This is a genomic window from Pseudomonas sp. EYE_354 (assembly GCF_023148575.1).
Lineage (GTDB): Bacteria > Pseudomonadota > Gammaproteobacteria > Pseudomonadales > Pseudomonadaceae > Aquipseudomonas.
Genome location: NZ_JAHXNQ010000009.1, coordinates 56,528 through 74,516 on the forward strand (window position 1 = coordinate 56,528; position 17,989 = coordinate 74,516).

16 protein-coding genes are annotated in these 17,989 nt (G+C 61.5%); 11 read left to right on the forward strand and 5 right to left on the reverse strand.

Annotated features, from left to right (window positions below; genetic code table 11):
- Positions 1 to 43: 43 nt before the first annotated feature.
- The 10 genes from KZX66_RS14195 (at position 44) to pqqE (ending at position 9,832) form a co-directional block, all read left to right on the forward strand.
- Complete coding sequence (locus KZX66_RS14195; RefSeq protein WP_248080295.1) at positions 44 to 913, forward strand: LysR family transcriptional regulator; 870 nt, start codon at positions 44 to 46, stop codon at positions 911 to 913.
- Between the two features lie 36 nt (positions 914 to 949).
- The gene (locus KZX66_RS14200) at positions 950 to 1,396 is read left to right on the forward strand and encodes an Lrp/AsnC family transcriptional regulator (protein ID WP_032883895.1); all 447 of its coding nucleotides are present in this window, start codon (positions 950 to 952) and stop codon (positions 1,394 to 1,396) included.
- 146 nt (positions 1,397 to 1,542) lie between these two features.
- On the forward strand, positions 1,543 to 3,234 hold the full coding sequence (locus KZX66_RS14205) for an NAD(P)/FAD-dependent oxidoreductase (protein WP_248080297.1): 1,692 nt from the start codon (positions 1,543 to 1,545) through the stop codon (positions 3,232 to 3,234).
- A gap of 10 nt (positions 3,235 to 3,244) precedes the next feature.
- On the forward strand, positions 3,245 to 4,039 hold the full coding sequence (locus tag KZX66_RS14210) for a carbon-nitrogen hydrolase family protein (protein WP_248080299.1): 795 nt from the start codon (positions 3,245 to 3,247) through the stop codon (positions 4,037 to 4,039).
- A gap of 48 nt (positions 4,040 to 4,087) precedes the next feature.
- Positions 4,088 to 6,442: a pyrroloquinoline quinone biosynthesis protein PqqF gene (pqqF, locus tag KZX66_RS14215; RefSeq protein WP_248080301.1), complete on the forward strand. Its 2,355-nt coding sequence runs from the start codon at positions 4,088 to 4,090 to the stop codon at positions 6,440 to 6,442.
- Between the two features lie 173 nt (positions 6,443 to 6,615).
- A complete protein-coding gene (pqqA, locus tag KZX66_RS14220) occupies positions 6,616 to 6,690 on the forward strand; it encodes a pyrroloquinoline quinone precursor peptide PqqA (protein ID WP_003194766.1) in 75 nt (24 codons plus the stop codon).
- 71 nt (positions 6,691 to 6,761) lie between these two features.
- Entirely contained in the window at positions 6,762 to 7,673 is a 912-nt protein-coding gene (pqqB, locus tag KZX66_RS14225) for a pyrroloquinoline quinone biosynthesis protein PqqB (protein WP_248080303.1), read from the forward strand.
- Between the two features lie 11 nt (positions 7,674 to 7,684).
- Positions 7,685 to 8,437 (forward strand): pyrroloquinoline-quinone synthase PqqC, encoded by a 753-nt coding sequence (gene pqqC, locus KZX66_RS14230; RefSeq protein WP_248080305.1) that lies wholly within the window; start codon positions 7,685 to 7,687, stop codon positions 8,435 to 8,437.
- Complete coding sequence (gene pqqD, locus KZX66_RS14235; protein WP_248080306.1) at positions 8,434 to 8,709, forward strand: pyrroloquinoline quinone biosynthesis peptide chaperone PqqD; 276 nt, start codon at positions 8,434 to 8,436, stop codon at positions 8,707 to 8,709. The genes pqqC and pqqD overlap by 4 nt, the downstream gene beginning before the upstream one ends.
- On the forward strand, positions 8,681 to 9,832 hold the full coding sequence (pqqE, locus tag KZX66_RS14240; RefSeq protein ID WP_248080308.1) for a pyrroloquinoline quinone biosynthesis protein PqqE: 1,152 nt from the start codon (positions 8,681 to 8,683) through the stop codon (positions 9,830 to 9,832). Before pqqD ends, pqqE begins: the two co-directional genes overlap by 29 nt.
- A 5-nt stretch (positions 9,833 to 9,837) precedes the next feature.
- Here pqqE and KZX66_RS14245 read toward each other — a convergent pair whose 3' ends face one another.
- On the reverse strand, positions 9,838 to 9,996 hold the full coding sequence (locus KZX66_RS14245; RefSeq protein ID WP_003194776.1) for a YqaE/Pmp3 family membrane protein: 159 nt from the start codon (positions 9,994 to 9,996) through the stop codon (positions 9,838 to 9,840).
- 180 nt (positions 9,997 to 10,176) lie between these two features.
- Entirely contained in the window at positions 10,177 to 11,439 is a 1,263-nt protein-coding gene (locus KZX66_RS14250; protein WP_248080310.1) for an aminotransferase class III-fold pyridoxal phosphate-dependent enzyme, read from the reverse strand.
- Positions 11,440 to 11,636: 197 nt separating this feature from the next.
- Here KZX66_RS14250 and KZX66_RS14255 point away from each other — a divergent pair, with 197 nt between their 5' ends.
- A complete protein-coding gene (locus tag KZX66_RS14255) occupies positions 11,637 to 12,536 on the forward strand; it encodes a LysR family transcriptional regulator (RefSeq protein ID WP_248080312.1) in 900 nt (299 codons plus the stop codon).
- A gap of 226 nt (positions 12,537 to 12,762) precedes the next feature.
- Here KZX66_RS14255 and KZX66_RS14260 read toward each other — a convergent pair whose 3' ends face one another.
- From KZX66_RS14260 to KZX66_RS14270, 3 genes are all read right to left on the reverse strand, one after another.
- Complete coding sequence (locus KZX66_RS14260; RefSeq protein WP_248080314.1) at positions 12,763 to 14,541, reverse strand: acyl-CoA dehydrogenase C-terminal domain-containing protein; 1,779 nt, start codon at positions 14,539 to 14,541, stop codon at positions 12,763 to 12,765.
- 122 nt (positions 14,542 to 14,663) lie between these two features.
- On the reverse strand, positions 14,664 to 16,433 hold the full coding sequence (locus KZX66_RS14265) for an acyl-CoA dehydrogenase C-terminal domain-containing protein (RefSeq protein ID WP_248080316.1): 1,770 nt from the start codon (positions 16,431 to 16,433) through the stop codon (positions 14,664 to 14,666).
- Between the two features lie 89 nt (positions 16,434 to 16,522).
- Positions 16,523 to 17,812 carry a GGDEF domain-containing protein gene (locus KZX66_RS14270; protein WP_248080318.1) on the reverse strand — a complete coding sequence of 430 codons (1,290 nt, stop codon included), beginning with the start codon at positions 17,810 to 17,812 and terminating at the stop codon, positions 16,523 to 16,525.
- Between the last annotated feature and the right edge of the window lie 177 nt (positions 17,813 to 17,989).

Here is a 17,989-nt window from a genome sequence, read left to right on the forward strand (position 1 = left end):
TTTTTGCGCTGAGCACAAATAATTTCGATGAATCGAGGCGCCCATGCTGCGCGAATTAAAGACCTTTATCGCGGTAACCCGCCATGGCACGTTTGCAGCCGCGGGCATGCATATCGGGCTGACGCAGTCGGCGGTCAGTGCGCAAATCCGGCAGTTGGAGCAGGCGCTGGGTGTGCAGTTGTTTGACCGGACCGGGCGTCAGGCCACGTTGAATGCGGCGGGTGTACGCGCACTGCCCTTGGCCAAGGAAATCCTCGAAACCTTCAATCGCATGGCGATGCCGGTGGACGCCAATGAATACCGGGGGGAGTTGAAAGTGGGCGCTATCTCCACGGCACAGACCGGGTTGTTGCCCCAGGCCCTGGTGCGTTTACGCCAGGCGGCGCCAACGGTCGAATGCAAACTGGTGCCCGGCGTGTCTCTGGAGCTGCTGAGCCAAGTCGACGCTGGCGAGTTGGATTCGGCGATCATCATTCGCCCGCCCTTCGACCTGCCCAAGGAGCTGCGGGTGCAGGTGCTGCGCAAGGAGCCGTTCGTGCTGATCGTGCCGCACGCCTTGAAGGGCGACGATCCTGTGCGGCTGCTCAGCACCCAGCCTCACGTGCGCTATGACCGCGCGTCGTTTGGCGGTCGGCTGGTGAGCCGTTTTCTGCGGGAACAGAAGCTGGATGTGCAGGTAGCACTGGAGCTGGACGAGTTGGAGGCCATCGTCAAAATGGTGGAATGTGGGCTGGGTGTGTCGCTGATTCCCCAGGCTGGTCTGTGGCTGGAGCGCTCGCCGGAGGTCAGGATAATCCCGCTCGGCAGTCTGACGTTTTACCGCGAGATCATCCTGCTGAGCCGCTACAGCCAACGTCACCTGCCGGTCCCGCAGCTGTTTGCCCGTTGCCTGCTGGCCGATGCAAGCCTGTAACATGCGTGGCCATTGCCGCCCGTCACGGAGTCTCACTTGCCTGTACTCGATGAAATCGATCGTCAGTTGATCGCCGCGCTACAGATCAATGCCCGCGAGAGCGTGGCCATGCTCGCTCGACAGTTGGGCATTGCGCGCACCACCGTGACGTCGCGCCTGGCGCGCCTGGAAAAAACCCAGGTGATCACCGGTTATGGCGTGCGCCTTGGCCAGCGCGTGGCGGACGGCGGTTTGCAGGCCTATGTGGGCATCACCGTGCAACCGCGCTCGGGCAAAGAAGTGCTGCGCAGGCTCAGCGCCATGGCCCAGGTGCAGCAACTGTGCGCGGTCAGCGGCGAATTCGATTACGTGGCCTGGCTGCGCACCGATTCGCCGGAGCAACTGGACCAGTTGCTGGACCAGATCGGCAGTGTCGACGGCGTGGAGAAGACCACCACGTCGATCATCCTCAGTAACAAACTGGACCGTGGCCAGCCAATCTGACCGCCAAGCTCGTCACTGTGACTAAAAACAATTCATTTCGACGACACTTTGCGTCTTATTAACGGACGCTACGCCCCCTAAACTGGCTGCCATCTTTTCCTATACTCAGCGGGTCGTGCCCCGCCGAGTTTCCAGCCAGGTCAGCCATGAATACGCTCAACAAAAACAATCGCCACCCTGCAGACGGTAAAAAACCCATCACCATCTTCGGCCCGGACTTCCCGTTCGCCTTCGATGACTGGATCGAGCACCCGGCCGGGCTGGGCAGCATCCCCGCCGAACACCATGGCGCCGAAGTGGCCATCGTCGGTGCCGGGATCGCCGGGCTGGTGGCCGCCTACGAGCTGATGAAACTGGGCCTCAAACCCGTGGTGTACGAAGCCTCGAAGATGGGCGGCCGCCTGCGCTCCCAGGCCTTTGAAGGCGCCGAAGGCATCATCGCCGAACTGGGTGGCATGCGTTTCCCGGTTTCCTCCACCGCCTTTTACCACTATGTGGACAAGCTCGGCCTGGACACCAAACCGTTCCCCAACCCGCTCACCCCGGCCTCCGGCAGCACGGTGATCGACCTCGAAGGCCAGACCCACTACGCACAAAAACTGGCCGACTTGCCTGCGCTGTTCCAGGAAGTGGCTGACGCCTGGGCCGACGCCCTGGAAGCGGGCTCCCAGTTCGGCGATATCCAGCAAGCCATCCGCGACCGCGATGTACCCCGCCTCAAAGCCCTGTGGAACAAACTGGTCCCCCTGTGGGACGACCGCACCTTTTACGATTTCGTCGCCACCTCCAAGGCCTTCGCCAAACTGTCGTTCCATCACCGCGAAGTGTTTGGCCAGGTCGGCTTCGGCACCGGCGGCTGGGACTCGGACTTCCCGAACTCGATGCTGGAAATCTTCCGCGTGGTGATGACCAACTGCGATGACCACCAGCACTTGGTGGTAGGTGGCGTGGCGCAAGTGCCCATGGGGATCTGGCGCCATGTGCCTGAGCGTTGCGCCCACTGGCCGGCCGGGACCAGCCTCAGCTCGCTGCACAGCGGCGCACCTCGGGCCGGGGTCAAGCGCATTGCCCACGCCGCGGATGGGCGTTTCGCGGTCACCGACAACTATGGCGACACCCGCGAATACGCTGCCGTCCTGACCACCTGCCAAAGCTGGCTGCTGACCACCCAGATCGAATGCGACGAAACCCTATTCTCGCAAAAGATGTGGATGGCCCTGGACCGCACGCGCTACATGCAATCGTCGAAAACCTTCGTGATGGTCGACCGTCCGTTCTGGAAAGACAAAGACCCGGAAACCGGCCGCGACCTGATGAGCATGACCCTCACCGACCGCCTCACCCGTGGCACCTACCTGTTCGACAATGGCGACGACAAGCCGGGCGTGATCTGCCTCTCCTACTCGTGGATGAGCGACGCGTTGAAAATGCTGCCGCAGCCGATTGATAAACGTGTGAAGCTGGCCCTCGACGCGCTGAAAAAGATTTACCCGAAAGTTGACCTCAAGGCGCGCATCATCGGGGACCCGATCACCGTCTCCTGGGAAGCCGACCCGCACTTTCTCGGCGCCTTCAAGGGCGCGTTGCCCGGCCACTATCGCTACAACCAGCGTATGTATGCGCATTTCATGCAGAAGGACATGCCCGCCGAACAACGTGGGATTTTTATCGCAGGCGACGACGTGTCCTGGACTCCGGCCTGGGTCGAAGGCGCGGTGCAAACCTCATTGAACGCGGTATGGGGCATCATGACTCACTTCGGCGGCAGCACCCACGCCGATAACCCAGGACCCGGTGACGTATTCGACGAAATCGGGCCGATCGCCCTGGCCGATTAAGGAGTTCGCCATGCGTGTCGCCCTGTACCAATGCCCGCCGCTGCCGCTGGATGTGGCGGCCAATCTCAAGCGCCTGCACCAGCTCGCGCACGAGGCAACCGATGCCGACGTGCTGGTGCTGCCGGAATTGTTCCTCTCCGGCTACAACATCGGTGCCGAAGCGGTCGGCGCCCTGGCTGAGGCGCAGGATGGCGAGTCTGCACACACCATCGCCGAGATCGCGCGAACCGCCGGGGTGGCGATTGTGTATGGCTACCCGGAGCGCGCGGACGATGGGCAGATCTACAACGCGGTGCAGTTGATCGACGCCCAAGGCCAGCGCCTGTGCAATTACCGCAAGAGCCACCTGTTTGGCGACCTGGATCACTCGATGTTCAGCGCCGGCGATGATCACCTCCCGTTGGTGGAGCTCAACGGTTGGAAGCTGGGGTTCCTGATCTGCTACGACCTGGAGTTCCCGGAGAACACGCGGCGCCTGGCCCTGGCCGGTGCCGAACTGATCCTGGTGCCCACCGCCAATATGGTGCCGTTCGACTTTGTTGCGGACGTGACCGTGCGGGCGCGGGCCTTTGAGAACCAGTGCTACGTGGCCTACGCCAACTATTGCGGGCACGAAGGCGACATCCACTATTGCGGACAAAGCAGCATTGCCGCACCGGATGGCCAACGCATCGCCCAGGCCGGCCTGGATGAGGCCTTGATTGTCGGCACACTGGATCGCCAAGCGATCCTCAACGCGCGCGCGGCCAACCATTACCTGCAAGACCGCCGCCCCGAGCTGTACGGCGCGCTGAGCAAGCCCTGACCCAAAGGGTTTGCTAGCATAGCCGCCTCCTACGTTCTGGAAGTGCCCATGCCTGCGCCGGTCCACCCTCATCCCCTTCATCTGACCCTGGCCAACGGCTTGCGCGTCACCCTGCGCCACGCCCCCCGCTTGAAGCGTTGCGCTGCGGCGTTGCGGGTGGCTGCCGGCAGCCATGACGTGCCGCTGGCGTGGCCGGGGCTGGCGCATTTCCTTGAGCATTTGTTGTTTCTCGGCACTCGGCGTTTTCCCACGGACGACGGACTGATGGCCTACGTGAGACGTCACGGTGGCCAGGTGAATGCCAGCAACCGCGAACGCACCACCGACTTCTTTTTTGAACTGCCTGTACCGACCTTCTCCGAGGGCCTGGAACGCTTGGCGGACATGCTGGCCCATCCGCGCCTGGCCGAGGACGACCAACTGCGCGAGCGCGAAGTACTGCATGCGGAGTGGGTCGCCTGGTCCCAGGATGCCAAAGCTCAGCAGCAGGTCGCTGTGCTTCAGGGCTTGGCGGCAGATCATCCGCTGCGCGGCTTCCACGCAGGCAACCGTGACAGCCTGCCAGTGGAGCGTGAGGACTTTCAGCAGGCGCTGCGGGCCTTTCATACGCGGTTCTATCAGAGCGGGCAGATGACCTTGAGCCTGGCCGGCCCGCAGTCGCTGGAACAACTCGAAGCGCTGGCAAAGCGGTTCAGCGAGCAACTGGACTCGGGGCCTCTGCACCCTCAGGCGCCTGCACCGGCGTTGATGCAGGGCCAGGCACGCCGTTATCAACACCGCGCCGACTCCCATCTGCACCACGTCATAACCTGTGACGCGCCACCTGAAGCACTGAATTTCCTCTGTACCTGGCTCAACGCCCCGGCGGCCGGCGGGCTGCTCGCCGAGCTGAACAGACGCGGGCTGGCCCGCACAGTGCAGGCGTCCGTGCTGTACCACTTTGCGGGGCAAGCGCTGCTGGATATCGACTTTACGCTCAGTACAAAAGACGAATCGGCTACGCAGATCGAGGCGTTGTTGCACGACTGGCTGAGCTTTTTCGCACACAGTGACTGGACGCCACTGCGCGAAGAATTCGCCCTGCTGAACGCACGCCAACAACAGGTCCAGGGCGCGCTGGCGTTGGCCCGAAACGACAGCGAAGACCTTTCGGAACAAGGCGTCGCTGCGCTCAAGGCCCTGCTTGACTCGCTCCAATTACCGCCCTCCCGGCACCCTTGGCAGTTGCCGCCGAACAACCCGTTCCTGCGTCCACCGGTCAAGGAAGAACGTGCCGGTTTGATTCGTGGCCAGACCAGCGCCCACCGTGGCTTGCGCACCTTTGCTCAGGACCGGTCGCGGGGACGCCGAGACACATCAGCGTTGAAGTTCAGCCAGGCCTTGGCGGACGACAGCGACGAAGGTGCGCTGTACCTGAACTGGCAATTTGATTCAGCAGCGCCCGTCGGACTGGAAAGCACCTTGCAAGCGCTGTGTGCGAACGCGCGCCAGGCAGGCGTCGAATTGTCTTTCGAAACAGCGGGCAAGGGGATGCTTGTGAAGATGATCGGGCTGCATGAGCCAATGCCTGCTGTCCTTGAAGCCTTGGCCCAGCACCTGAATCAGCCCCAGGGGACGTCACCCGCTGCCACGCCAATGATCGCCATCCGCGAACTGCTCAAGGCGTTGCCCGCGTGCTGCATCGCCGACACTGTCGAGACCGGCGCGCAGCCCGCCTCCTGGACCACCGCACGCTGGCACGGCCTTGGCCTGGGTTTGCCCGCCGCGTGTGAAGCGCTGATCAAGACGGCCGCCGCCCGCCTGCCGGGCCAACCTGAGAGCTTCGAAAGCACGCCTCACGCCTTTGACGGTCAACGGCGGTGGCATGAGCTAAACGTGGATGCCACCGAAGCGGCGTTGCTGTTGTTCTGCCCAACGCCCAGTGCATCCCTGGAAGACGAAGCCACATGGCGCTTGCTCGGCCATCTGCTCCAGGACCCGTTCTACACACGTCTGCGGGTCGAGTTGCAGTTGGGCTACGCCGTATTCAGCGGTATCCGACAGATCACTGGGCAAACCGGCCTGCTGTTTGGCATTCAGTCCCCCAGCGTGCCCCTTGAAGGGCTCGTTGAGCATCTGCAGGCCTTTGTGGCGCAAGTGCCGGCGTTGCTCGGCAGCCGCGAGGCGTCAGGCAATGAGGCACTGGCGCAGCAATTCTCAGCCCAGACCCTGCCGATCGCTCAAGGCGCCGAACTACTGTGGCACGCGCACTTGGCAGGCCATTCGTCGGGCTATCTGGCGCAGCTTCAGCAATTGATCCTGAGCCGTCGCCCTGAGGCCATGCAACTCGCGGCGCAGCAACTGAAGGACGCCAAAGGCGGCTGGCACTGGCTGGCTAATGGCCCGCGCACTGCGAACGCATAGCCGTTGTCGGCGGATCATTGCCAACGCTGCAACAGGCTTTTTCCATCGAGACAGCGCTAACTTGCTCAGAATTAAGTAACATTCCCACGCACACATCTGAACATCTCCGACTGGAGGTGGACTATATGTATTACTTGGTAGTAAACGTCCCATCCCTTCGTAGGAGTAAGAATATGACTTGGTCCAAACCTGCTTACACTGATCTGCGCATCGGCTTCGAAGTCACCATGTACTTCGCCAGCCGTTAATCCGCTGGGTAATACAACGCCTCGGTTCGCCCGGGGCGTTTTTGTTTTGAGCTTTGCATGATGGAGCAATCATGTTTGTCCAGATTCTAGGTTCCGCCGCCGGCGGTGGCTTCCCACAGTGGAACTGCAACTGCGTGAACTGCGCAGGTTTTCGTGATGGCAGCCTGCGTGCGCAAGCGCGTACCCAGTCGTCCATTGCCATTTCCGACGATGGCGTCCATTGGGTGCTGTGCAATGCCTCTCCGGATATCCGTGCGCAACTCCAAGGCTTTGCGCCGATGCAACCCGGCCGCGCCCTGCGCGACACCGGCATCAGCGCGATCATCCTGATGGACAGCCAGATCGACCACACCACCGGTTTGCTGAGCCTGCGCGAAGGCTGCCCGCACCAAGTGTGGTGCACCGACATGGTTCATGAAGACCTGAGCACCGGTTTCCCGCTGTTCACCATGCTCACCCACTGGAACGGCGGCCTGGCCTGGAACCGTATCGAACTGGACACCTGCTTCACCATCCCGGCCTGCCCGAACCTGCGCTTCACCCCATTGCCACTGCGCAGTGCCGCGCCCCCCTATTCACCGCACCGCTTCGACCCACACCCAGGCGACAACATCGGCTTGATCGTCGAAGACCTGCGCACCGGCGGCACACTGTTCTACGCCCCAGGCCTGGGCAAGGTCGATGCGCCGCTGCTGGAAATCATGGCCGGCAGCGACTGCCTGCTGGTGGACGGCACCATGTGGGATGACGATGAAATGCAACGCCGTGGCGTCGGCACCCGCACCGGTCGCGAGATGGGCCACCTGGCCCAGAACGGCCCCGGCGGCATGCTCGAAGTGCTGGAGCAACTGCCACGGCAGCGCAAGGTGCTTATCCACATCAACAATACCAACCCGATCCTCGATGAAGATTCCCCCGAGCGGGCGGAACTGGTACGGCGCAATGTCGAAGTGGCTTACGACGGCATGAGCCTTGAATTGTAGGAGCAACCCCGATGACTGACACACCATTGACGCCCGCCGAATTCGAAGCCGCCTTGCGGGCCAAGGGCGCCTTCTACCATATCCATCACCCTTACCACGTGGCGATGTATGAAGGCCGCGCCAGCCGCGAGCAGATCCAGGGCTGGGTCGCCAACCGCTTCTACTATCAGGTGAACATCCCGCTGAAGGACGCCGCGATCCTGGCCAACTGCCCGGACCGCGAGATCCGACGCGAGTGGATCCAGCGCTTGCTCGACCACGATGGCGCGCCCGGTGAAGACGGCGGCATCGAAGCCTGGCTGCGCCTGGGCCAGGCGGTCGGCCTCGACCCGGACCAACTGCGCTCCCAGGAACTGGTATTGCCCGGCGTGCGGTTTGCGGTGGATGCCTATGTCAACTTCGCCCGTCGCGCCAGTTGGCAGGAAGCCGCCAGCAGCTCACTGACCGAATTGTTCGCGCCGCAGATCCACCAATCGCGCCTCGACAGCTGGCCCCAGCATTACCCGTGGATCGACCCCACCGGTTACGAGTACTTCCGCACCCGCCTGGGCCAGGCCCGACGCGACGTAGAGCACGGGCTGGCCATTACATTGCAGCACTACACCACCCGTGCCGGTCAGGAGCGCATGCTGGAGATCCTGCAGTTCAAACTGGACATCCTGTGGAGCATGCTGGACGCCATGAGCATGGCCTACGAACTCAAACGCCCGCCCTATCACAGCGTGACCGAGCAGCGGGTCTGGCATAAAGGGATCACCCTATGAGCTTTGATCGCAGCAGAACACCGACCTGGCGCCAGGGCTATCGCTACCAATACGAGCCGGCGCAAAAAGGCCACGTGCTGCTCTACCCCGAAGGCATGATCAAGCTCAATGACAGCGCTGCGTTGATCGGTGGCTTGATCGATGGCGAGCGCGACGTGGCCGCGATCATCGCCGAGCTGGATCAACAATTCCCCGGTGTACCTGAGCTCGCTGACGACATCGAGCAATTCATGGAGGTCGCCCGTGCTGAGCACTGGATCACCCTTGCCTGAAAAACCGGCCGTCGGCCTGCCGCTGTGGCTGTTGGCGGAGTTGACCTACCGCTGCCCGCTGCAGTGCCCGTATTGCTCCAACCCGCTGGATTTCGCCGAGCAGGGCAAGGAGCTGAGCACCGAGCAGTGGATCAAGGTCTTTCGCGAGGCCCGAGAAATGGGTGCCGCGCAGTTGGGGTTTTCCGGCGGTGAACCGCTGGTGCGCCAAGACCTCGCGGAGTTGATCGCCGAGGCGCGCAAACTGGGGTTCTACACCAACCTGATCACCTCCGGTATTGGCCTGACCGAGCAGAAAATCAGCGATTTCAAGAAAGCCGGGCTGGACCATATCCAGATCAGCTTTCAGGCCAGCGACGAACAGGTGAACAACCTGCTGGCCGGCTCGAAAAAAGCCTTTGCGCAGAAGCTGGAGATGGCCCGTGCAGTCAAGGCCCACGGCTATCCGATGGTGCTGAACTTCGTCACCCATCGGCACAATATCGACAAGATCGACCGCATCATCGAGCTGTGCATCGCCCTGGAAGCGGATTTTGTCGAGCTTGCCACGTGCCAGTTCTACGGTTGGGCGCAGCTCAACCGCGTGGGGTTGCTGCCCACCAGGGAGCAACTGGTACGCGCCGAACGGATCACCAACGAATACCGCGCCAGGCTCGAAGCCGAGGGGCATCCGTGCAAGCTGATCTTCGTGACACCGGACTACTACGAGGAGCGCCCAAAAGCCTGCATGAACGGCTGGGGCAGCATTTTTCTGACCGTCACACCGGACGGCACCGCCCTGCCCTGCCACGGCGCCCGACAGATGCCGGTGCAGTTTCCCAATGTGCGCGACCACAGCATGCAGCACATCTGGTACGACTCGTTTGGCTTTAACCGCTTTCGCGGCTACGACTGGATGCCCGAGCCGTGCCGCTCATGCGATGAAAAGGAAAAGGACTTCGGCGGCTGCCGCTGCCAGGCCTTCATGCTCACCGGCGACGCCAGCAATGCCGACCCCGTGTGCAGCAAGTCCGAGCAGCACGGCATTATTCTGCAAGCGCGGGAAGACGCCGAACACGCCACCCAGACCATCGAGCAACTGGCCTTTCGCAATGAGCGCAACTCACGGCTCATCGCAAAAGGCTAAAGGCCTCAACGCTTGGCGATGATGTATACCGCGTGGATGATGCCCGGGAAGTAACCGCACAAGGTCAGCAGAATATTCAGCCAGAACGCGCCGCCGAAGCCTACTTGCAGGAACACACCCAGTGGCGGCAGCAGGATGGCGATGATGATACGAATGATATCCATGGGTCAGCTCCAAAAAATCGGCTCGTTTGAGCCGTGTAGCTAATCGACCTTTGGGCTTCGTGAGGGTTCAGTGGATTCTGGCATTGCGCCATCCTTCTGCGGCAGACAAAAAAACGCCCCCAGCCAAAAGAGTCAGGCTGGAGGCGCCGCGTATACCGCGAGACGGTTCAGGAATAGGGGTTAAACGGCGATGCCCTTGCGGCACTGCAATTGCGCAGTGCGCACGCGGGAGAAGGCGCGGGCCAGGCGCAGCAGCATTTCGTCGATGTTGCTTTGGCTCACGGTGAGCGCCGGGGTGAAGCGCAGGCAGTCGGGTTGCGCGGCTGTCAGGATCAGGCCTTCATGCAGCGCGGCTTTTACTACCGCGTCGGCAGAATCATCCGACAACGTCAGCCCCCACATCAGGCCCTGGCCGCGTAATTCACCGTGACCATAGCGGTAGGCCAGGCGAGCCAGGCCTTCGCCAAGGTGAGCGCCGGACTCGCGCACATGCTCCAGAAAACCGTGCTCCAGCACCGAGTCCACCACCGCCGCACCGGCCGAAGCCATCAGCGCGTTGCCATGGTGGGTGCCTTCCAGCTCACCGAGATCAAAACAGCATGCCTTGCCCCGCGCCAGCAATGCCGCCAGCGGTACACCGCCGCCCAGGCCTTTACCCAGCGCGATGATGTCGGCATGCACACCGTACTGTTGCTCGGCGAGCAGCGTGCCGCAACGACCGAGGCCGGTTTTTACTTCGTCAAGGATCAACAGAATGCCCAGCTCCCGGCACAAATGCTCGACGCCCTTGAGGTAGTGCTCGGTCGCAGGAAACACGCCGGCGCCCTGGATCGGCTCAAGCATGATCGCGACGGTTTGCGCGTCAACCGCTGCGTGCAGGGCCGGCAGGTCGTTGAAGGGCACGTGGCTGAAACCAGGCAGTTGCGGCTCGAAACGGTTTTCCAGGGTGCTCGCCGACGCGGCCAGCGCGGCGAAACTGCGGCCATGGCAGCCGTTACTGGCACTGATGATGCGATAAGCGCCGCCACGATGCAGCTGGCCCCACTTGCGCGCCAGCTTGATCGCCGCTTCACAGGCCTCCGCGCCACTGTTGAGCAAGTAGGCCTGATCGCTGCCGGTGCGGTGGCACAGGCGGTCGACGAGGTTAAGTTGAGTACGGTTATACAAGCCCATGCCGGGGTTGATCAGTGCCTGGGTCTGCTCGCTCAGCGCCTTGATCAATACCTGCGGGCTGTGCCCGAGGCTATTGGCGCCGTAGCCTTGGCTGAAGTCCAGGTAGGCACGGTCGTCGCTGTCCCACAGCCAGGAACCCTGACCGCGTACGAACACGTGGGGTGGTCGGGCCACCGTGGGCATCAGGGACTCGCTGGACCGCTCGACGGTGGTGTCCATAAGCAGATCATCCAGGCTTGGCGCGGGCCGACGTTTGCTGAACAGGTTCACAGATCGCCCCCGATAGCAAATGAGCCTGGTGCGAACACCGCCTGTGCATTTTTTGAATTTCCTATGTAAACGCTATCAACACAAACACTGTTCATTGCCCGATCTGGCCCTGTAAGCCCTGCGAATAGGCGCTAGACTAGGCGTCTCGGGGGCCAAGGGCCATTTCGATTTTCCAGCTTTTTCGATAAGAAAGACTTATGGATTTCAAGCAACTGCGTTATTTCGTCGCTGTGTATGAAGAGGGCCACGTGGGCCGTGCCGCTGAACGTCTGTCGATCTCCCAACCGGCCTTGTCGCAACAGATCCGCCATCTGGAGCAAAACCTGGATGTGAGCCTGTTCGAACGCAGCAGCAAACGCCTGTTGCCGACCTTGGCAGCCCACACGCTGTACAACCACGCGTTGCCCCTGATTGATGGCATGCAGCAGGCCGTCGAGGCGTTGCGCAACTTCAAGGGCCAGGCATTGCGCACCTTGGCCATCGGCGTGCTGCAAACCGTCCACACCAGCCTGGTCCCGCAGATGCTCGAACGCGTGCGCAAGGCCCAGCCACATCTGGTGGTGCAGATCTACGAATTGACCGGGCTGGAAATCGAAAGGCGGTTGCTCAACGGCTCGCTGGACATTGGCATCAGCTATCTGCCGCCCCGTCAGCCAGGGTTACACGGAGTGTTGCTGTATGAGGATGAGCTGAAGGTGGTCATCCCCGAGGATCACCCGCTGCGCGAGTTCAAGAAAGTCTCGCTGAAACAGGCCGCTGAATTGCCAATGTTGCTGTTGGGAGAAGAGTTTCAGATCCGACAGATCTGGCAGGGCCAACTCGCCAACCTTGGCCGGCGTCCCCAGGTGCAGGCGGAGCTCAATACCATGGTGGGGATTCTCGACAGCCTGCCCAATAGCAAATTGGCGACCGTGCTGCCGGGGCGGTCCCAGGATGAACACAATAGCCAGTTGCTGCTGTGGAAACCCCTGAGTGAGCCAAGGGTGCCGCTGAAGGTCGGCCTGGTCTGCCGCGATGTGCAGCGCCAACAGGCGACACTGGCGTTGCTGCGCGCCTTGTTGGAAGACGTGATGAATGCGCCTCAGCCGCCCGCCTGACTTTTTCGCAGGCAAAAGAAAACCCCGCCGAAGCGGGGCTTTGCAGACTGTTTCCCTGACATCCATTTCACTCCGCCTTCCTGGCAGAATCCTACGTGTCCGTGTTGTTGCTTTGCGCTTCCTGCGCGACGTCCATGTGAAGTAGATTATCCGTGGATCCAATGTGGCGATAGAGGACGATTAGCAGCACGTCATGTAAGAGATTGCTTACAAGCCCTCCAAGCCTTTAAAACAGGGCCTCATCCAGCAAAAACAGCGATTCGCTACCGGCTTTTACCGAAGCACTCAGGGAGTGAATACGTGGCAGCAACCGTGCAAAGTAGAAGCGTGCAGTGCCCAGCTTGCTGGCGTAGAAATCTTCCTCGGCCTCCTTGCCCAACGCCGCCTTGGCCATGCGTGCCCACATGTAGGCGTAGGCCATGTAACCAAACGCGTGCAAATACTCCACCGAGGCCGCACCGATCTCATTTGGATTGGTCTTGGCGCGATCGAGTACCCAGGCAGTCAGTTCATCCAGGTTATCCACCGCAACGCTCAGCGGCTGGGTGAACTCGGCTGACTCAGGACCCGCGTCAGCGATGAACTGGCGGATTTCGTCGGCAAACAAGGTATAGAAAGCACCGCCGCTGCCGACGATCTTGCGCCCCATCAAATCCAGGGCCTGAATGCCGTTGGTGCCTTCGTAGATCTGGGTGATGCGCACATCGCGCACCAGTTGCTCCTGGCCCCATTCGCGAATATAGCCGTGGCCGCCAAATATCTGCTGGCCGAGCACCGTGGTTTCCAGGCCCAGGTCGCTGAGGAACGCCTTGGCCACCGGCGTCAGCAATGCCACCAGGTTGTCGGCACGCTCGCGGGCTGCCGCGTCTTCGCTGAACTTGGCGATGTCCAGTTGGGTCGCCACATACGTGGAAAACGCCCGACCGCCCTCGTTCGAAGCTTTCATGGTCAGCAGCATGCGGCGCACGTCCGGGTGGACGATGATCGGGTCGGCGGCCTTGTCCTTGGCCTGGGCACCGGTCGGCGCACGGCTTTGCAGGCGGTCACGCGCATACTCGATGGCGTTCTGGTAAGAACGCTCGCCCGACGCCAAGCCCTGAATACCCACTCCCAGGCGCTCGTAGTTCATCATGGTGAACATCGCCGCCAACCCACGGTTGGGCTCACCCACCAGGTAACCCACGGCGGCGTCGAAGTTCATCACGCAGGTCGCGGAGGCCTGGATGCCCATCTTGTGTTCGATAGAGCCGCAGCTCACCGGGTTACGCGCGCCCAGGCTGCCATCGGCGTTGACCATGAACTTGGGCACCAGGAACAGCGAGATGCCCTTGGGACCGGCCGGCGCATCCGGCAGCTTGGCCAATACCAGGTGGATGATGTTCTCGGTGAGATCGTGCTCGCCACCGGTGATAAAGATTTTGGTCCCGCTGATCGTGTAGGTGCCATCCGCCTGAGGCTCAGCCTTGGTGCGGATCATCCCCAGGTCGGTGCCGGCATGGGCCTCGGTCAGGCACATGGAGCCGGCCCACTCACCGGAATACATCTTCGGCAGGTAGGCCGCCTTGAGTTCGTCGCTGGCGTGGGTCGCGATCGACACACAGGCACCGGAGGTCAGCATCGGGTACAGACCGAACGCCAGGCTAGAGGAGTTGATCATCTCTTCAACCTGCGCCGACACTGCCTTGGGCATGCCCATGCCGCCGAACACCGGGTCGCCGCCTACGCCGACCCAGCCGCCTTCGGCGTAGGTTTTGTAGGCCTGTGGATAACCGTCGGGGGTAAACACCGCCGTGTTGTCCCAACGGCAACCCTGCTCATCGCCGCCTCGGCTGAGGGGAGCAATGGACTTGGCGGTGACTTTACCGGCCTCTTCGAGGATCGCTTCAACGGTTTCGGCGTCAACCGTGTCTGCCAACGCAGGCAATTGGGCCCAAGTGTTGGCAACCTCAAATACTTCGTTGAGGACGAAGCGCATATCACGCAACGGCGCTTTGTAATCAGCCATGGCAAACCTCGTGAGAACGTGAAAAGTGATTCGATAGGATCGGTTTTACAGGCCCCGAGTGTACCCGAACAACTTTTCCGACACATAGGGTCCACTTGTGACTGATCGGTATTTTTAAGTCATCAGAGTCCAAAGGCCTCCGCAGGCAGACTCATCAGGCATTCGCTGCCCGCCTCCACGGCCGCGCGATGGCTGGCAGTACGCGGTAACAGGCGCTTGAAGTAGAACTCGCAGGTGGCCAGTTTGGCCTTGGCAAACTCGACATCGTCATGCTCCTGCGCGGCCATCGCCATGCGCAACCACAGGTAGGCGAGGATCACATAACCGCTGTACATCAAGTAATCCACCGCCGCCGCGCCCACTTCGTCAGGGTTTTTCATCGCGGCCATACCGACTTGGGTGGTCAGCGCGCCCCATTCCTGATTCAGTTGATTGAGCTGTGCCACGTAGGCATTGAGCTGTGGATGCTCGGTATTGGCCGCACAGAACTTATGCACGATTTTAGTGAACCCGCGCAGCAGCTTGCCCTGGCTGCCCAGCACCTTGCGCCCCAGCAGGTCGAGGGCCTGGATGCCATTGGTGCCCTCATAGATCGGTGCAATCCGCGCATCACGCACCAATTGCTCCATGCCCCATTCGCGAATATAGCCATGGCCGCCGAACACCTGCATGCCGTGGTTGGTCACCTCCAGCCCGGTGTCGGTCATAAAGGCTTTGCAGATCGGCGTGAGAAACGCCAACAGGTCCTCGGCCTCCTGGCGTTGCGCGGGGTCGCTGCTCAAGTGCGCCGTGTCGAGCAGTTGCGCAGTGAAGTAGGCCAACGCGCGATTGCCTTCGTTGAAGGCTTTCATGGTCAGCAGCATGCGACGCACGTCGGCGTGCACGATGATCGGGTCGGCGGCTTTGTCCGGGGCCTTGGCGCCGGTCAGCGAGCGCATTTGCAGGCGGTCGTTGGCGTATTTGACTGCACCCTGAAAGCTCGCTTCGCCATTGCACAGGCCCTGCATGCCGGTGCCCAGACGCGCGTGATTCATCATGGTGAACATGCAGTTGAGGCCTTTGTTGACCTCGCCAATCAAGAAGCCCTTGGCGCCGTCAAAGTTCAGCACGCAGGTGGCCGAGGCTTTGATGCCCATTTTGTGTTCGATCGAACCGCACTGCACCGCGTTGCGCTCACCGGAGTCGGCATGGAACTTGGGCACGATAAACAGGGAAATGCCCTTGGTCCCAGCCGGTGCATCCGGCAGCTTGGCCAGCACCAGATGGATGATATTCGCACTCAGGTCGTGCTCGCCGGCCGAGATGAAGATCTTGCTGCCGGTGACCGCATAACTGCCGTCAGCCTGGGGCACGGCGCGGGTTTTGATCAGGCCCAGGTCGGTGCCGCAGTGGGCTTCGGTCAGGCACATGGTGCCGGTCCATTCACCAGCGGTGAGTTTGCCCAGGTACGTGTCTTTTTGTTCAGCGGTGCCGTGGGCGTGGATCGCCGACATGGCGCCGTGAGTCAGGCCGGGGTACATGCCCCAGGACGTGTTGCTGGAGCCGATCATTTCACTGAGCACCAGCCCCAACGATTGCGGCAAGCCCTGGCCACCGTAGGCCGGGTCCGCCGCGACGCCGTGCCAGCCGCCTTCGACGTAGTGGGCGAACGCCGCCTTGAACCCTTTAGGCGTGGTGACGACGCCGTTGTCGAAATGGCAGCCTTCTTCGTCGCCGCTACGGTTAAGCGGGGAGAGCACGTTTTCGCAAAATTTCGCGCCTTCTTCAAGGATCGCGCTGACCATGTCCGGGCTGGCGTCGGTGGCGCCAAGCGAGGCGTAGTGGCCGTGAAAATCAAACACGTTGTCGATCAGAAAGCGCATGTCGCGCAAGGGAGCTTTGTACTCAGGCATGGTCATGTCTCCGGCGGCAGATACCTCAACCTACTGCCGGCCAGCGCCCCGAACAATCACTGTAGAAGCGCTGAATACAGCGCCATCACTCAACCGGCAGCGCTCTGCATGCGCACCGCGCCACGGCGTGTTTGCCCGGCGGCGACCACACAGTTGCGGCCCGCGCCCTTGGCGGCATACAGCGCCTGGTCGGCGGATTTGAGCACCTCTTCGGGCGTACGCTGGTCGACCTGACGCTCGGCCACGCCGATGCTGACCGTCACCGACACACTCGACGCGCCGCTGGCGGCCCGGCGCTGACGGCCTTGTTGATCATCCTGGGGCCGATCGGCGTTGCGCAGCTTGATGTCGTAGTTGGCAATGATCTCGCGGATTTCTTCCAAGTGCGGCATGCACTCATCCAGGGTCTTGCCGGCAAACACCACGGCGAACTCTTCACCACCGTAGCGATAGGCGCGCCCGCCGCCGTTGACCTTGGACAGTTTGCTCGCCACCAGCCGCAATACCTGGTCGCCGACGTCGTGGCCATGGGTATCGTTGAAGCGTTTGAAGTGATCAACGTCGCTCATCGCCAGTACGTAATTGCGCCCCAGGCGCTGCATGCGCTCATTGAGTGCACGACGCCCAGGCAGGCCGGTCAGCTCATCGCGGAACGCCATTTGATAGGCCTCATGGGCCACGCCGGCGGCGATCATCAGCATCACCTGGCTGCACATGATGTTGAGGGTGAACGGCAGGATGAACGTCTGCGGCAACATCCAAAACACCCCCAGCAGTCCCACCAGTTGCGCCGCATGCAACGGGCGCGGCTGGTACCAATACTGCGCCGCCAGGGTGAGGAAGCCGATCAAAAACATCGGGTAGGACAACTGGATCAGGCTCATCCACCTGCCATGCAGCGCCGGCCAGCGGATCTCCGCCAACCAGTTCAGCACGGCCTCCGGGTAACTCTGCTCCAGGGCCAACGCAACGCTGCCGATGGCCAGCAACACGGCGCAGCGGGCCACGAAGTCGCGGAACAGGTGGGTCTTCTCCTGCCACAGTGCATAGATGCTGAACAGCAGAGGCAATAACAGGCAGCACAAATGAAACACCACCGCCGCGTCTTCGCGTACGCGGCCATTGTCGCGGTAGAAATCGGTCTGGGTATCCAGCAGGAAATAGGCGATGTACACCGTGATCATCAAGAACAGCTCACGCTGGCGCCGGTACACAGCGCAGTAAGAACCGCCGAGCAGCAACACCAGAGTCGGCAACACATTGAACAACGAGGTGAAGAACACGCTGAGGTCTTTGACGTACGCAGCCGAGAGCCCCGCCAGCAACAGCAGTAACGAAGGAAGGAAATGACTGAAACGTACAGCGGACACGCGTGACAAGGGTAAAACTCCGACCCGCAGAAAGGTAGTAGCACTATGCCTTCATGCAAACAGTTAACCACAAGCTGTCTGACATGTATCACTATGCCACTACTTTAACGGCCGGTTGGGCCAATCCCTGAGTGCCACGCTCTGGTTTTTTACCTCGCACAACAGGTCCCGAGAAAAGCCAAGCAT

Coding starts and splice junctions, on each gene's coding strand:
- KZX66_RS14195 (WP_248080295.1), top strand. CDS start 44: ATGCTGCGCGAATTAAAGACCTTTATCGCGGTAACCCGCCATGGCACG.
- KZX66_RS14205 (WP_248080297.1), top strand. CDS start 1,543: ATGAATACGCTCAACAAAAACAATCGCCACCCTGCAGACGGTAAAAAA.
- KZX66_RS14210 (WP_248080299.1), top strand. CDS start 3,245: ATGCGTGTCGCCCTGTACCAATGCCCGCCGCTGCCGCTGGATGTGGCG.
- pqqF (WP_248080301.1), top strand. CDS start 4,088: ATGCCTGCGCCGGTCCACCCTCATCCCCTTCATCTGACCCTGGCCAAC.
- pqqB (WP_248080303.1), top strand. CDS start 6,762: ATGTTTGTCCAGATTCTAGGTTCCGCCGCCGGCGGTGGCTTCCCACAG.
- pqqC (WP_248080305.1), top strand. CDS start 7,685: ATGACTGACACACCATTGACGCCCGCCGAATTCGAAGCCGCCTTGCGG.
- pqqD (WP_248080306.1), top strand. CDS start 8,434: ATGAGCTTTGATCGCAGCAGAACACCGACCTGGCGCCAGGGCTATCGC.
- KZX66_RS14245 (WP_003194776.1), bottom strand. CDS start 9,996: ATGGATATCATTCGTATCATCATCGCCATCCTGCTGCCGCCACTGGGT.
- KZX66_RS14255 (WP_248080312.1), top strand. CDS start 11,637: ATGGATTTCAAGCAACTGCGTTATTTCGTCGCTGTGTATGAAGAGGGC.
- KZX66_RS14260 (WP_248080314.1), bottom strand. CDS start 14,541: ATGGCTGATTACAAAGCGCCGTTGCGTGATATGCGCTTCGTCCTCAAC.
- KZX66_RS14265 (WP_248080316.1), bottom strand. CDS start 16,433: ATGCCTGAGTACAAAGCTCCCTTGCGCGACATGCGCTTTCTGATCGAC.